The sequence below is a fragment of the Bowmanella pacifica genome (genome assembly GCF_014645355.1).
GTDB classification, from domain to species: domain Bacteria; phylum Pseudomonadota; class Gammaproteobacteria; order Enterobacterales; family Alteromonadaceae; genus Bowmanella; species Bowmanella pacifica.
Map to the genome: position 1 here is coordinate 79,025 of NZ_BMLS01000005.1, position 14,628 is coordinate 93,652.

Here is a 14,628-nt window from a genome sequence, read left to right on the forward strand (position 1 = left end):
ACTATATTGATAGAACAAGAATAATCCCTTCTGCCGGGACAAGGAACTCTGATGGAACAGCACTTCTCTGATGTCTTTCGCACCGATTATATGCCCCATGGCCACTGCTACCTGTGGAAACCTGAGATTTTGTGGCTGAATGTTTTTTCCGATGCGGCCATCGCCGCAGCATATTTTACCATTCCATTGGTTCTGTATTTGTTTGTCCGGCAACGCCAGGATATTCGTTTTGGCTGGATGTTGTATTTATTCGCTGCCTTTATCCTCTGTTGCGGAATCACCCATCTGTTCGGTATTTATACCGTCTGGCAAGGGGCTTATGGCTATCACGGCATCGCTAAGCTGATAACGGCTGTTGTGTCTATGACAACGGCATATGTGTTGATAAAGAAGCTGCCTGATATGGTCGCGATTCCCAGTGTTACGGAGTATGCCAAACATAAAGAGTTGGTCTATCAGGCCGAATTGGACAGGCTGGAACTGATACGTGAACAGGAAAGACTGGCCACGGTACGCTTAGCCGTGGAAGGTTCCCCCTTTGGGATGCTGGTAACTGATGCGCAAGGGCATATCCGTATGGTCAATACAGCCCTGACCCGCATGTTTGACTATCAGGAGGAGGAATTACTAGACCAACATGTCAACACACTGTTACCCGCAGAGCAACGAGGCCATCACCGAAAGTTAGTGGAAGAAATCAGTGTCGGGATCCGAAGCTCCGGTTTGATGACATCACGAGTGGTATATGGGGTGGGTAAGACAGGGACTAAGATCCCGGTCGAAGTTACTTTGTACCGCAGTGAGCTGGACGGTGAAGTTCGGGTATTCGCCACTGTGGTGGATATTAGCGAGCGCTTGTCATATCAGGCTAAGCTGGTGGAAGCCAATGACCGTTTTGAAAGGGTCATCTCGGGTTCACGTGATGCTCCGTGGGAGTGGTATCCAACAAGTAACAGTAACTGGTTCTCGCCCCGTTTTCTGGCTCTGTTGGGCTGGCCTGCTAACGTTCCCCCGCATATTGATACCTGGAAGGAGCATATTCATCCGGATTATCTGGACAAAGTCATGGAGCACCTAAAAGAGCACGTGGAGCGTGGCACCAAGTACGATATCAACTATCTGGGACGGGCAGCGGACGGCAGTTATCACTGGTTTAATACCAGAGGTGACAGTCAACGTGATGAACAAGGTAATGTGGTGGTGATGTCCGGTATGGTCTCGGATGTGCAGGAAGAAAAAGAACTGGAAGCGGAACTGATGCACAAATCGGCATTTCTCGAGTCGGTATTTACCGGTGCATCCTGTGGTTTATTGGTAGTGGACTGGCGAGATGATGAGGAAGTATGGGTATCGGCTATCAATCATCGTTTTGCTGCCATGTTGGGTCTTGAAAACTCAGAACTTGAGCCGCAATCCCTAACCATGTTGAGCAGGCGTGACCAAAGTGGTGTGATAGGACGCTTGCAGGACTTCTTACAGGGCAATGCTCGCGAGGATAACACAAGCGGCTCTTCCGGGCTGGTGCATGCTGTGCAAGGGCGTTGGTTCCAGATTGATGTACATCCCATCTGTGATGTTCATGGTGACTGGTTCAGGGTCATTGTATCCAGCAGTGATGTGACGGAGCTGAAATATGCCGAGCAGCGGCTGGAGAGCACCCTGAAGGAGAAGGTGTCATTGCTCAACGAGGTGCATCACAGGGTGAAAAACAACCTGCAGATTGTCAGTAGCCTGATGGATATACAAAGCCGTCAGGTCAAGAAAGAACAGCAAGCGGCGCTCAGTGATCTGAAAAACCGCATTCGTGCAATGGCCTTGATCCATGAGTTGCTATATCAGAATGACAGTGTCGCCTCTATCAATCTGCAAAGTTACGTACACCGGCTGGTGAATCTCATTGGTGACACACTTAGCCCGTTAAGCCGAGAGCAGTTAAATCTAAACCTGACGGACGGCGGGGAGCCGTTAAATATCAACATTAATCAGATGGTGCCATTAGGGTTGTTAATCTGTGAGGCTGTGACCAATGCCTTTAAGTATGCCTTTAAGGACAGAGAGGGGACGCTGACGGTCAAGATGGCACGCCAAGACGGATTACTGCAATTGGAAGTCTGTGACGATGGGCCGGGCTTTGATCAGACCTTGTTTGAAAACGCCAGCTTGTCCAGTCAGCTGGGCTTTAGTTTAATGAAGACCTTTGCCAAACAAGCCGGTTTCAGTTTGCAGGTAGATGGGCACGCCGGAACTTGTGTTCGGTTGTCTGAACTTTCCGCTGAATAGTGCTTGAAGCGGGTAATATATACTCAAGAAGGGTAACTAACAGGTTTAAAAGAGCCCCTTGTTACTCTGTTGTTTGTCTGGCAGGTATTTTAGTAGCTCCGCCAGCGGCATGGGCCTGGCGAAGTAATAGCCTTGCAGGCTGTCTACGCCCTTCTCCCGCAGGTATTGTAGTTGCTCTGCGGTTTCAATGCCTTCTGCGGTAATCGCCAAGCCTAAACTTCTAGCGAGGTTGATAATGGCTTCAATGATAATTTGATGGCGGGCATCCTGGCTCAGGTTATCCACAAAGGTGCGGTCAATCTTTAGTGTGTTAACCGACATCTCCGCTAAGCGAGACAGGGATGAGTAACCTGTACCAAAGTCATCAATGGCAATATTGATCCCCAGTTTATTAATCTGCCAAAGTAACATGGCGGCGTTTTCGGATTGCAGTGTGCTTTCTGTCACCTCCAATTCAAGATCTGCAGGATTGACCTGGCAGTCCTGAAGCATTTCGTTGAGTGCATCCAAAATTTCGCTGTCTTTCAGTTGGATTCCAGAAACATTAACCGCCACCCGGATACCACCCAATCCCCGTTCTTCCAGCAGCTTTATCAGCATGCAGGCTTCTCGTAGCATATGCAGGCCAATGCTCTGGATAAGCCCGGTTTCTTCGGCGACAGGAATAAAGGCATCCGGGGATACCATGCCCACATCCTTGTCTATCCAGCGACACAGGGCTTCTACCGCTACTACATCGCCACTTTGTGCATCCACTATAGGTTGCCAGAATGCCGTAATGCTCTCTTCGGTTAGTGCCTTACGCAGTCCCTGTTCGATAAACAGTCTGTAGCGCACCACATCGACCAGATCATCAGAGTAAAAGGTGTAGGTATACTTGCCTTTGCGTTTTGACTCATACATAGCGGCATCAGCATGTTTGAGCAGTGACGCCGCGCAGTCGACAGTCTCATCGGCAATAGCCACCCCTATACTGCAGGTCACCATAATTTCCCGTCCGCAGATATTGAATGGCTCGTTGCAGATAGCAATGATTTTTTGGGCCAGCTTTTCGAAGTCTTCCTGGCGCTCTATTTGTTCTACGATAACCACAAACTCGTCACCGCCGAGTCGGATAAGAATATCCTCTACGCGCATGATGTGTTGTAAACGCTGGGAAAACTCTACCAACAATTGATCGCCCGGCTCGTGTCCCATGGAGTCGTTAATTAACTTGAAGGAATCGATGTCGATGAAGAACAAACCAATTCGCTCTTCCTCGCCACATTTCATGTCTGCCAGCACCTGATTCATCAGGTTACGGTTGCCTAAGCCGGTCAGGCTATCGCGATAAGCCATGCGGTTAAGCTCCCGCTCGGCTTTTTTCAACGACGAGATATCGGTCAGAATCATGATGTAGAGCTCAGGATTATGTTCGCTGGCCTGAATACGGGTAACGGTTTGCAGGGCGTGAAAGTGACTATGGTCCTTTCTGTGTACCACCACTTCGTGGCGGGCATTTTTATGCTCCTCCGAGAGTATTTCATCATGTCGTCGATTCCCGGACAGCACAGTGGATACCGGGGCGCCAATCACGTCATTGGCGGAAAAGTCGGTGTGTTTGTAAAAGGCCTTGTTGACCGAGCGGATACTAAAATCTGAATAAAGAACGATAACGGACTCATCAATATTGGCCAGGATGTTATAGGCAGTGCGCAGTTCGTTGACGAAATTTTCCCGCTCGGAAACATCTTTGACCGCGCCGATGCGCACTAAGCCATTTTCTAATGTCATGTCACTCAGGTAGAGCTCAATCCAGCGCTCTTCTTGTTCGGCGTAATCCTTGCTCTTCAGCTTGATGGTCCGACTTACGTTTTTGCCGCTTTTAAGCAGCTCTTCCAGCTTTGCTAACTCATCAACATTTTCCAGTGCCAGTCGGGTAAAAAAGTCATGGGCTTTGACCTCAACCCTGTCGCCACTGATATTGACCTGATCGCCAAAAAGCCCCTCAAACAAGATGGTGCCGCGTTGTACGTTGTATTCCCATAAGCCGAGTTTGGCAGCATGCACGGCGGCTTTGAGGCGCTTTTCTGAACGCTCTGTGATTTTCTCGTATTTATGGCGTGATAGTGCGGTCTCAATACTGGCTTTTAATTCCCTGACATTGTAAGGCTTCACAATATAACCGTAGGGGGCGGTGAGCCCCGTGCGCCGGATCAAATCATCACTGGTATAGGCGGTTAGGTAGACCACCGGGATATGTAATTCCGAACCTATGCGTTGGGCCGCATTAATGCCGTCGCCTCCCGCCCCCAGATTGATGTCCATCATCACGAGGTCTGGTTGATGCTCGGAGGCCATGTCAAAGGCCTCTTTTTCCGAGCTGGCAATGCCGCAGACAAGATAACCACAATCCTGCAAATCCAAAGAGAGGTTCAAGGCGATTAGTTGTTCGTCCTCGACAATCAACAATGTGCTTTTTTCCATTACTCTTCCTTGCTGCACAAAAACCGGTTGGATATCAGTCTGGTGGTCTAGAATGGAAAAAGCTCCCTTTTAGAGACCTTCCCCTCAATCAGATTTAGTCTAAGACTGGTCAGATTTCCAGAAAGGCGCGAATTTCATCCAGTCTTTGCAGGCCATCTTTCAGTCCTTGGTCCATAACGGCCTGGCAGAAATGGCCTTCAAACATCAGGTAGCTTAATAAGCTTGATTGGGAGTCCGGCTTAGCGCCCATGATCCGCATCAGGGTCCGGATGCCATAGGGCAGGCGACGGTAATGCTCGGACGCCAGCTCATTAATGTTTGCCCCTGGGTTGATAACCAGGCATTCAACGGGTTTAAGGTGAGTAGCTTTGCGCTGCTTATCATTTAACAGCGAGAGGGTGTGATTAATTCGGTACAAGCGCTCCAGGTCGGAGTGCAGGGTATCGGCAAAAATGGTATCCAGCAGATGACCCGCTATCATGGCGCTGCTGGGATAATCTTGTAATTGATGACGGCGATCGGGTTTAGGTTGCTCCACCCCAATGATCAGGATTTTTTCTGCGCCCAGGTGAATAGGAGAACTTAACGGCGAAAGTTGGTGAATGGAGCCGTCACCGAAATATTGCTCTTCAATTTTTACCGGCGGAAACACTAACGGGATGGCGGAGGAGGCCATCAGGTGCTCCACGTTCAACTGCGTCTTGACCCCTTGTCGCTTGGATCTTTGCCAGGGGGATAATTCCGGAATCCCCTGAAAAAAACTGATGGAATCATTGCTGCTAAAGCTTGAGGCAGTGATGCTTATCGCCTTGAGATGGCCGGTTAACAAGTTGCGGTCGATACGCTCAAAATCCAGGGTCTTTTTGAGCAGTTGCCTCAACGGCTGGTTGTTCAGCAAACTGGATGGGCGATTGCCATTGGTTGCCGTGCGTAGCATCTGCAATTGGTTGCCTGCCAGGTAGCCAAATAGGGGCAGCATGTCACTTTGATAAACCTGCTGAGGATGAAAGTTTTTCCATACCCATTCAAGCTTTCGTACCCCAAGGTGATAGCAAGACGCAAAACAGGCTAATGCTGTTGCATTAATGGCACCGGCTGAGGTGCCGCAGATTATGGGGAAGGGCAGGCTGTGATTACGCGGCAGCAGGCTGGTAATGGCTTTGAGAACACCAATCTGATAGGCCGCGCGCGCGCCGCCACCGGTAAGTAATAAGGCAAATCTATGGCGCTGCAACATCAATGTCACTCATTGCTGGTCAAAATCAATACTCATGCCTTCAGCGGCGGCAAAGACATGGATAGACATCTGTCCAATATCAATAATGTCGCGGCAATGCTGCTGAATATGATCAATTTCATCATCGGTGCGGGTATCGTCATGGCTATACAAGGCCAGGGACTTTGCCCGACAAGCCATAGCCAATTTTACCGCTTCTTCGGCTACTGAGTGTCCCCAGCCGGCTTTTCTCGGCATATCCTGGTTTTGATACTGGGCGTCATGAATTAATAAGTCAGCGCCGTTGGCAAAACTCACCCAGTCTAAAAAGCTGGTGGCGCGCTGATAGGGCGGGTAGAGCTCATTGTCGGTGATATAGGCAACTTTAACCCCGTCCGCTTCAATCAGGTATGAGCTGCCGCTACCCGGGTGATTCATGCTCATCCTGGCTATAGTGGCACTGCCTATTTGCCAGTTGTTTTGCTGCTCAGGCAGCGGACATAATTCAATCGTGGCCGGGAGATCTTGATAATGCACGGGGAAGAGGCTGCCACTCATTTGTTTGAGAACAGCGTCCTGCTCATCCAATTGGGTTTTTCCTGGCACAATCTGAATTCTACGCCCCGCCTGGTAGATAGGTGAGAAAAAAGGAAAGCCCTGGATATGATCCCAGTGATTATGGCTAAGCAGCAGGTAAATATCATTCTGTTGGGTAACCAGCTTATTGCCTAAGGCTTTGATACCGGTTCCTGCGTCCAGAATAATATCTGTGCCGTCGTTTAAAGCGATATGCACACAGGCTGTATTGCCGCCGTAGCGAATATAGGCTGCACCCGGCGTCGGGATTGACCCCCTAACACCATAAAATGTTAATTTCATGCCTCAACCTGCTGCATTTTTTCAGCAATCAGCACCAAGGTACTTACTGCTCTCCCTTGATTTATAAGGAAATCCCTTGACCGATCTTTACTCTAATTAAAGGTTGAGTATAAACCAAGCGAAAATTCGCTAAAGTCCTGGCCGTTATCTGTATTTATCTGGAAGTATATTTACGGCGAGTTAGCTTTTTAGGTATTGGCTTGATGCTAGTTCAGCCGCTTGTGCTCAGCATGGATGGGTCTGGTGGGGAACGCGAGAAACAAAATGGGGTGCATCGGCACCCCATTTTCAATCAATAGCGGTTGAATAACCTGCTTTGACGCCGCTACAGCGCCTGGATAAAACTCAGCACCTTGTCCAAATCCAGCAACTGCTTTTCGCCGCTGCGGCGACACTTATACTCCACCTGGTTTTCATCCAGATTACGCTCACCCACAACGATATGGTGTGGAACACCCAGCAGCTCCATATCCGCAAACATAACGCCGGGGCGCTCTTTACGGTCGTCAAACATTACCTCGATCCCGGCTTGTTGCAGGGCGTTGTATAGGGCCTCAGCAGCTTCCTGAATACGATGCGACTTATGCATGTTCATAGGGATAAGGGCAACCTTAAATGGCGCTATGGCGTCAGGCCAGATGATGCCGTACTTATCATGATTCTGTTCAATGGCGGCGGCCACAATACGGGATACGCCGATACCATAGCAACCCATGGTCAGTACCTGATGTTTACCGGATTCGGTCAGAACACCGCAGTTCATTGCCTGGGAGTATTTCTCACCCAACTGGAAGATGTGACCCACTTCGATGCCACGTTTAATCTCCAATGTACCCCGGCCATCAGGTGAAGGATCGCCAGCCTGAACGTTGCGAATGTCCGCTACTGTAGGTAGGGCAACGTCACGTTCCCAGTTGATGTTGAAGTAATGCTTGCCGTCCTGGTTTGCACCGGCTCCAAAATCACTACAGAGGCTGACAGCGCGATCGGCAATGATGGGCATATTTAGATTAACCGGTCCCAAGGAGCCTGGACCTGCACCAATGGCGGCTCTGATTTCTTCTTCACTGGCAAAGGTCAGTGGGGAGGCAACCTCTTCAAGCTTATCGGCTTTGATCTCGTTAAGTTCGTGGTCACCACGCACCAGCAACGCCACTAAGTCGCTGCCAGCAGCTTCACTGCCTTTGACTATCAGGGTTTTGATGGTTTTCTCAATGGGCAGCGAAAACTGTTCTACCAGCTCATTGATGGTCTTGGCATTGGGTGTATCCACCAGTTGCATATCCGCGCCAGGCGCGGCGCGTTCACCAGCAGGGGCCAGTGCTTCGGCCATTTCGACGTTGGCGGCAAATTCAGAGGCATTACTAAAGACAATATCGTCTTCACCGGAGTCGGCCAGTACATGGAACTCATGCGACATGCTGCCACCGATTGAACCGGTGTCGGCAAGCACCGGACGGTATGCCAAGCCAATGCGTTCAAAAATATTGCAGTAGGCCTGGTACATATCCTGGTAGGTCTTTTCCAGACAATCCTGAGTCAGGTGGAACGAGTACGCATCTTTCATGGTGAATTCTCGACCACGCATGACACCGAAACGGGGGCGAACTTCGTCACGGAATTTGGTCTGAATCTGGTAAAGATTGATAGGAAGCTGTTTGTAGCTGCTTACTTCTCGTTTGACTAGGTCAGTAATGACTTCTTCATGGGTGGGCCCTAAGACAAAATCACGCTGGTGGCGATCTTTAACACGCAGCAACTCGGGACCATACTCTTCCCAGCGACCGGACTCTTGCCACAAATCGGCAGGCTGCACCACGGGCATCAACACTTCAATGGCACCGGCTTTGTCCATTTCTTCGCGCACGATAGTGGCAACTTTGTTCAGTACGCGCAAACCACTCGGCAACCAGGTGTAGAGTCCCGAAGCCAGCTTACGAATAAGGCCGGCGCGCAGCATTAACTGATGGCTGATGACTTCTGCATCGGCTGGCGTTTCTTTTTGAGTCGCTAATAAATACTGACTGCTTCGCATAGTTCTACTTACCTGGTATCTAAAAGTGCTACGAGGGCAGACCCTGATTCATTGCCTGCCAAACGTTAAGCTAATTGTGGTGGTTGTCAGCGTACTGACAGGGAAAATTGGCGCCATTCTAGCAGTGCTTTGTGAGGGGCTAAAGGCAAAACTGTATTGTCTGTGAGAATATCTCGTCAAGGGACTAAACAGTCTGGATTTCAATCACCAGACTTTCTTGCTGTCTTACCTGCCAACGTATATTAAAGCGGCCAAGATGCATGCCAAATTCTTGAGTTTCATGCTGTTTTTTCTTATAGGCCGGTCTGGGATCCTGAGCCAGTACTTGTTTTATGAGGTCGGTAATACCGGGGGATTGTCGTTCGGCTTTCAGCAGACTGGGAATGACCTCAGCGGCATAGTGTACTTGCATATCGGGAGCCGGGGCTGTGTTGGCAAACCCTCCGCTCGCATCGGGTATGGCATCGGCATAGGGCAAATAAGGTTTAATGTCCAGAATTGGGGTGCCGTCCATGAGATCCATGCCACGTACTTTTAGCAGGAGTTGCCCTTTTTGCTGTTCAATACCCAAGTTTTCAACCACGGATAAGCCAATGGCGTTAGGTCTGTGTGTGCTGCGGGTGGCAAACACACCGAGTTTGGCATTGCCCCCTAAACGCGGCGGACGTACTAACGGACTCCAACCACGTTGAGCCGTTTGATGGAATTGGAACAGTAGCCATAAATGAGAAAATGCGTCTATGCCTCTGAATGCATTGGCATCGGCAAAGGCGGTACACAAATGAATCTCGCCTTGCGCCTGTTTTACCAAACCCGGCTGGCGGGGGATGGCAAACTTCTCTTTATATGGCGTATGAATAATACCTATGGGTGTAAGTTGCATAGCCTGCTTTTACGTCATAATTTGCAACATTTTCAAGGCTAAAGGTAATAATTACAAAACCTTTTAGCGCTAGAGTCGTTGTCAGGCACTGGACTTGCTCCTGTTTGCTCATTCCCGACTAGGGTGTAGTAATCAGAAGAGGTTGAATTTGAATGAAATTTGCCCTCAACAGGTTGGCGCATCCTATCTTTACCCACCTTTTAGGTGGGTTTTTTTTTGCCGTTCAGGCATGCTGAGACTAGCAATGGAAACCTTTGAACGCAGCATGCTGTCTATCAAGGGTTGAAATTAGGGCAAGCGTGCCCATATGGCTAAAGATCTTTCTAACTCTTTGATCATTTAAGGAATCTTATGATCTCAGTAAAGAACCTCTGCAAACAGTTCGGCCGCTTTACCGCTGTCGATAACCTTTCCTTCGAGGTCAGGCCGGGTGATATCGTCGGTTTTCTCGGACCTAATGGTGCAGGTAAATCCACCACCATGAAGATGCTGACGGGGTTTCTAGCCCCAAGCAGCGGCGAAATCCGTATTTTCGATCTGGATATGGCGCAGTCCGCCAAGCAGATCCAGCGAAGCCTGGGGTATTTGCCCGAGGGGGCGCCTGCCTATGGTGATATGACGCCATTGCAGTTTCTCAATTTTATTGCTGATATCCGGGGGCTGAAAGGGCAGCAAAAGAAACAAAGGTTGGCCGATGTCATTGACATGGTTGAGCTGCATTCTGTGTTAAACCGTCCTATAGACAATCTGTCTAAAGGCTTTAAGCGCCGTGTGGGACTGGCCCAGGCTATTTTGCATGATCCCCAAGTGTTAATTCTGGATGAGCCCACCGATGGCTTGGATCCCAATCAAAAGCATCAGGTCAGGGAGCTGATTCAAAATTTATCTAAGGACAAGATAGTGATCATCTCCACCCATATCCTTGAAGAAGTCACAGCGGTGTGCAACCGGGCGATGATTATCGCTGGTGGCAAAATGTTGTTTGACGCCAGTCCGGATGACTTGCAGCGCCGCTCTCGTTACTACAAAGCCATTAGCCTGCACTTTACCCAGATGACGGATATCTCCGGCCTGGCCGAGTTGCCCGGCGTGGAAGACATGGAAATCGAGAAACATAGCGGCAGGGTGGTGCTCTTTCCTGAGCATCAGCAGGATATTATGCCGGTGGTTTCCGCTTATATAAAAGATCGCGGACTACAGGTAGATAGCCTGTATGAAGAACAAGGGCGCTTGGATGATGTGTTCAGACAAATGACCGCGGAGGTAAGTGAATAATGGTCGGTACGCTGTTTAGGCGCGAGTTCGCCAGTTATTTTGCCACCCCGGTGGCTTACGTGTTTATTTTGATTTTTCTGATGCTCAGTGGCGTGTTCAGTTTTTATATCGGAAATTTCTATGAACGTGGCCAAGCGGATCTGCTGCCATTTTTTAATTTCCATCCCTGGCTTTATTTGTTTTTGGTCCCGGCCATGGCCATGCGCAGTTGGTCGGAAGAACGTAAAAGCGGCAGCATCGAATTATTGATGACGCTGCCAGTGACCGTCTGGCAGGTCATGTTAGGAAAATTCCTGGCCGCTTGGGCGGTGTTGGGACTGGCCTTACTATTAACTTTTCCGCTCTGGGTCACCGTTAACTATCTTGGTGACCCGGACAACGGCATTATTCTGGCAGCCTATCTCGGTAGCTGGTTGATGGCAGGGGCGTTCCTGGCTATTGGTATTTGTATGTCAGCCCTGACGAAAAGCCAGGTGGTGGCCTTTATCCTGGCCGTAGTGGTGTGCTTCCTGTTTGTACTTTCCGGCAGCAGTATTGTGCTGGATGCGTTTAAAGGTTGGCTGTCGCCGATGCTGCTGGACACCTTGGCGTCTTTTAGCTTCCTCACCCATTTTGAGTCTATGGCTAAAGGGGTTATTGCCGTTAATGATGTTGGCTATTTCCTCATTGCTATTGGTATCTGGTTATATGGCGGCTTTTTGGCCGTTGAACAGAAAAAAGCGGAGTAAGGTATGCTAAATCGACTATCAACCATCGTCGCCGGCATTCTTTTACTGCTGGTATTTTTTGTATTGGTGATGCTGAACAATCAACTACTGGGTTCGGCGCGCCTGGATTTGACTGAAAATCAGGTTTATTCCTTGTCTGAGGGCAGCAAGCAGGTACTCAATGAACTTGATGAGCCTGTACATTTGTATTTCTTTTTCTCAGACCGGGCTTCTAAAGGTATGACAGGCCTGCGTAACTATGCCAACCGGGTTGAAAGTCTGCTTGAGGAGTACCGTTCGGCGTCCAAGGGCAAAGTTATCCTGCATAAGGTGGATCCTGAGCCCTTCTCCGAGGCCGAAGATGAAGCTAATCGCTTTGGTTTGACCGCTGCCAGCATTGGGGCGGCGGGAGATGCCATCTATCTTGGATTGGCGGCCCGCAATGCCTTTGATGATGAAAAAGTGATTGGCTTTTTTGACCCTCAGCAAGAGAGTTTTCTGGAGTATGAGATCAGCAAGCTGATTTATCAACTTAGTGATCCCCAACCCGTCAAAGTCACTCTGATCACTGATTTACAGGTGCAAGGCGGACAAAACCCCATGACAGGTCGTTTTGACCCGGCCTGGACCAGTATCAACCAATTACAACAATTGTACGATGTGCAGGTGCTGGGGTCAGATGTTAGCGCGGTGCCGGTGGACACGGATGTACTGTTGTTAATTCACCCTAAAAACCTCAGTGATGAACTGCTGTTTAGCGTTGATCAATATGCGTTAGGCGGCGGTAAGTTAATGGTCTTTGTTGACCCGCATCATGAGTCCGATCCTATGGCTGCCATGGGAGGCGCTAACAGTTCAAATTTGGACAAGCTATTTTCTGCCTGGGGGGTTGGGTTTGACGCCGGGCAGGTGGTGTTGGATGCGGCGACCGGGTTGGATATTCGCACCCAGTCTGGTGTCACCCGACATATGGGCTTTTTAGGTTTGGGTATCGAACAACTCGATAACTCGGATGTGATCACGCGAGGTTTGGAGTTAATTAACGGCGCTTCTTTTGGCTATTTCACTGCGCCCAAAGGGCCTGGATTAAACTGGCAACCCTTGTTGCATTCTTCGTCATCCAGCAGCCACATGGATAGCACGACTTATGCGATGACCCGTGACGCCAAACAATTGGCCAGCGGCTTTGCCAGCCGCAATCAGCAGCATGTGCTGGCGGCAAGGCTTTCAGGTAAAGCAAGCTCTGCATTCCTGACCCCACCGGAAGGAAGTGATGCCTTAACATCACTGAGTGACGGTGAGCTTAATGCGATTCTTATCGCTGACACGGATGTATTAACCGATCGTTTCTGGGTCAGTCAAAGCAATTTCTTTGGCCAGACTATCTTTACACCCTTTGCCAATAACGGCGACTTTCTGACCAATGCAGTGGAAAATCTGGGGGGCAGCAATGCACTTATTAGCGTGCGTAGCCGCGGTACCTTCTCACGTCCGTTTGATGTGGTGCAGGCACTGACGGTGAAAGCAGAGCAAGCATTTCGAGATCAGGAACAGCTATTGCAGCAAGAACTTGATGAAACAGAACAAGCATTAGCCCAATTACAGGGACAGCGCAGCGAGACTGGGGCACTGGTTCTGGATGCGCAGCAGCAACAAGCGCTGGATGATTTTATGCAGAAGAAAATTGAAATTCGTCGTGCGCTGCGTGAAGTGCGCCATCAGCTGGATAAAGACATTGAACGCTTGGGGAGCTGGCTGAAATTTATCAATATAGCCGTTGCACCTATTGTGCTGGTGATTTTACTTGGTTTGCTCGCCAGGTTGACGCGCAGAAAAGCCGGAGGGGTAAAACATGGCTAAGCATCTTCTCAGTTTATTCTTGATACTGTTGGTGGGGGTCGGCGTTGGTTGGTTTTTGCTAAAGCAGGAAGGCGGTCAGGATGTGCTGCAGCAAGGCCCGCTATTGCCTGAGCTGGCTGAGCAAGGAAGTCAAATCCAGCGTGTTGAATTATTGGATGCACAAGGGCTGTCTGTCCAGGCTGAGCAAGTTGATGGTAAGTGGCTGATCAGTAGTGAGGGTGGGTATCCGGCTGACGAAGAAAAGCTCGCCGAATTGGTTCAGGCGCTGGTGGATGCCAAGCGTTTACAAGCCAAGACTCGACAGCCAGCGCACTTCCATCGCTTGGGATTGCAGGAGCTGGATGCTCCCGAGAGCACGGTCAGTCAATTAACTCTGCAGAGTACATCACACAGTTGGCAGTTGCTGATTGGCAATACCCCAGCCAGCGGGCATGGTCGCTATGTGCGCTTTGCTAGTGATAATCAAAGTTGGCTTATCGATCAGGACATCAGTTTGCCCATGGCCGCCCGCGATTGGATGCGTCAACCCATTCTGGACTTGCAGAATGAGCAGATTGCCAGTGTGGCACGTATTGATAGTCATGGCTGGCAAATCAGCCGCGCCGCCGCTGAACAGGATTTTGTGCTGACAAACCAGCCTCAGGGCCGGGAGCTTAAGTATGCGACGGTGCTAAATGCCTTGGTAAGTAACTTACTGAATATCAACTTCGAGGAACGATTGGTGGTGGATGAGGCATTCTGGCAACAGCCATTAGAAGCCAGTATGCAGATCAACACCTTCGACGGTGAACAAATTCAGTTAAGTTTGCTTGAGCTGGAAGATAAACATTATCTGCGCTTTACGGCTAATCAGAGTCAGGCATATTGGCAAGGGGCGACTTACCTTATCTCTGGCTTTTCGGCAAATCAGTTGGCTAAGAAGACAGAGGATTTTTTGGCAGAACCCCCATTGCCACAGAATAAACTGCCCGTCGGGCATGTGGAAGAAGGTGAAGCGCCACACCGCTAGCTGATAATTTGAACCGAC

General features: G+C 49.6%; 10 protein-coding genes. 5 read left to right on the forward strand and 5 right to left on the reverse strand.

Going from position 1 to position 14,628, the window contains the following annotated elements; all coding sequences use genetic code 11:
• Positions 1-51: 51 nt before the first annotated feature.
• Complete coding sequence (locus tag IEX02_RS14760; RefSeq protein ID WP_188696815.1) at positions 52-2,280, forward strand: PAS domain S-box protein; 2,229 nt, start codon at positions 52-54, stop codon at positions 2,278-2,280.
• A gap of 45 nt (positions 2,281-2,325) precedes the next feature.
• On the opposite strand, the gene IEX02_RS14765 is transcribed toward IEX02_RS14760, so the two are convergent.
• The 5 genes from IEX02_RS14765 to tsaA all read right to left on the reverse strand — a co-directional run bounded on the left by IEX02_RS14765 (position 2,326) and on the right by tsaA (position 9,759).
• Positions 2,326-4,746, reverse strand: coding sequence for a two-component system response regulator (locus IEX02_RS14765; protein ID WP_188696818.1), 2,421 nt, complete (start codon positions 4,744-4,746; stop codon positions 2,326-2,328).
• 109 nt (positions 4,747-4,855) lie between these two features.
• The gene (locus tag IEX02_RS14770) at positions 4,856-5,983 is read right to left on the reverse strand and encodes a patatin-like phospholipase family protein (RefSeq protein ID WP_188696820.1); all 1,128 of its coding nucleotides are present in this window, start codon (positions 5,981-5,983) and stop codon (positions 4,856-4,858) included.
• Positions 5,984-5,992: 9 nt separating this feature from the next.
• Entirely contained in the window at positions 5,993-6,841 is an 849-nt protein-coding gene (locus IEX02_RS14775; RefSeq protein ID WP_188696823.1) for an MBL fold metallo-hydrolase, read from the reverse strand.
• 325 nt (positions 6,842-7,166) lie between these two features.
• Positions 7,167-8,876, reverse strand: a complete 1,710-nt coding sequence (locus IEX02_RS14780) for a proline--tRNA ligase (protein WP_188696824.1) — start codon at positions 8,874-8,876, stop codon at positions 7,167-7,169.
• A 184-nt stretch (positions 8,877-9,060) separates the two neighbouring features.
• The gene (gene tsaA / locus IEX02_RS14785; RefSeq protein WP_188696827.1) at positions 9,061-9,759 is read right to left on the reverse strand and encodes a tRNA (N6-threonylcarbamoyladenosine(37)-N6)-methyltransferase TrmO; all 699 of its coding nucleotides are present in this window, start codon (positions 9,757-9,759) and stop codon (positions 9,061-9,063) included.
• 351 nt (positions 9,760-10,110) lie between these two features.
• On the opposite strand from tsaA, the gene IEX02_RS14790 reads away from it, so the two are divergent.
• Genes IEX02_RS14790 through IEX02_RS14805 form a run of 4 tightly spaced genes read left to right on the forward strand, consistent with a single transcriptional unit; the run spans position 10,111 to position 14,610 of the window.
• The gene (locus IEX02_RS14790; protein WP_188696830.1) at positions 10,111-11,034 is read left to right on the forward strand and encodes an ABC transporter ATP-binding protein; all 924 of its coding nucleotides are present in this window, start codon (positions 10,111-10,113) and stop codon (positions 11,032-11,034) included.
• Positions 11,034-11,762, forward strand: coding sequence for an ABC transporter permease subunit (locus IEX02_RS14795; protein ID WP_188696833.1), 729 nt, complete (start codon positions 11,034-11,036; stop codon positions 11,760-11,762). Before IEX02_RS14790 ends, IEX02_RS14795 begins: the two co-directional genes overlap by 1 nt.
• A 3-nt stretch (positions 11,763-11,765) precedes the next feature.
• Positions 11,766-13,601 (forward strand): GldG family protein, encoded by a 1,836-nt coding sequence (locus tag IEX02_RS14800; RefSeq protein ID WP_188696835.1) that lies wholly within the window; start codon positions 11,766-11,768, stop codon positions 13,599-13,601.
• A complete protein-coding gene (locus IEX02_RS14805; RefSeq protein ID WP_188696838.1) occupies positions 13,594-14,610 on the forward strand; it encodes a DUF4340 domain-containing protein in 1,017 nt (338 codons plus the stop codon). The genes IEX02_RS14800 and IEX02_RS14805 overlap by 8 nt, the downstream gene beginning before the upstream one ends.
• The last annotated feature ends 18 nt before the right edge of the window (positions 14,611-14,628 follow it).

Excerpts from the sequence above, each read along its gene's own strand:
- IEX02_RS14800 (WP_188696835.1), top strand. The coding sequence starts at position 11,766 with ATGCTAAATCGACTATCAACCATCGTCGCCGGCATTCTTTTACTGCTG.
- tsaA (WP_188696827.1), bottom strand. The coding sequence starts at position 9,759 with ATGCAACTTACACCCATAGGTATTATTCATACGCCATATAAAGAGAAG.
- IEX02_RS14805 (WP_188696838.1), top strand. The coding sequence starts at position 13,594 with ATGGCTAAGCATCTTCTCAGTTTATTCTTGATACTGTTGGTGGGGGTC.
- IEX02_RS14765 (WP_188696818.1), bottom strand. The coding sequence starts at position 4,746 with ATGGAAAAAAGCACATTGTTGATTGTCGAGGACGAACAACTAATCGCC.
- IEX02_RS14775 (WP_188696823.1), bottom strand. The coding sequence starts at position 6,841 with ATGAAATTAACATTTTATGGTGTTAGGGGGTCAATCCCGACGCCGGGT.
- IEX02_RS14790 (WP_188696830.1), top strand. The coding sequence starts at position 10,111 with ATGATCTCAGTAAAGAACCTCTGCAAACAGTTCGGCCGCTTTACCGCT.
- IEX02_RS14770 (WP_188696820.1), bottom strand. The coding sequence starts at position 5,983 with ATGTTGCAGCGCCATAGATTTGCCTTATTACTTACCGGTGGCGGCGCG.
- IEX02_RS14760 (WP_188696815.1), top strand. The coding sequence starts at position 52 with ATGGAACAGCACTTCTCTGATGTCTTTCGCACCGATTATATGCCCCAT.
- IEX02_RS14795 (WP_188696833.1), top strand. The coding sequence starts at position 11,034 with ATGGTCGGTACGCTGTTTAGGCGCGAGTTCGCCAGTTATTTTGCCACC.
- IEX02_RS14780 (WP_188696824.1), bottom strand. The coding sequence starts at position 8,876 with ATGCGAAGCAGTCAGTATTTATTAGCGACTCAAAAAGAAACGCCAGCC.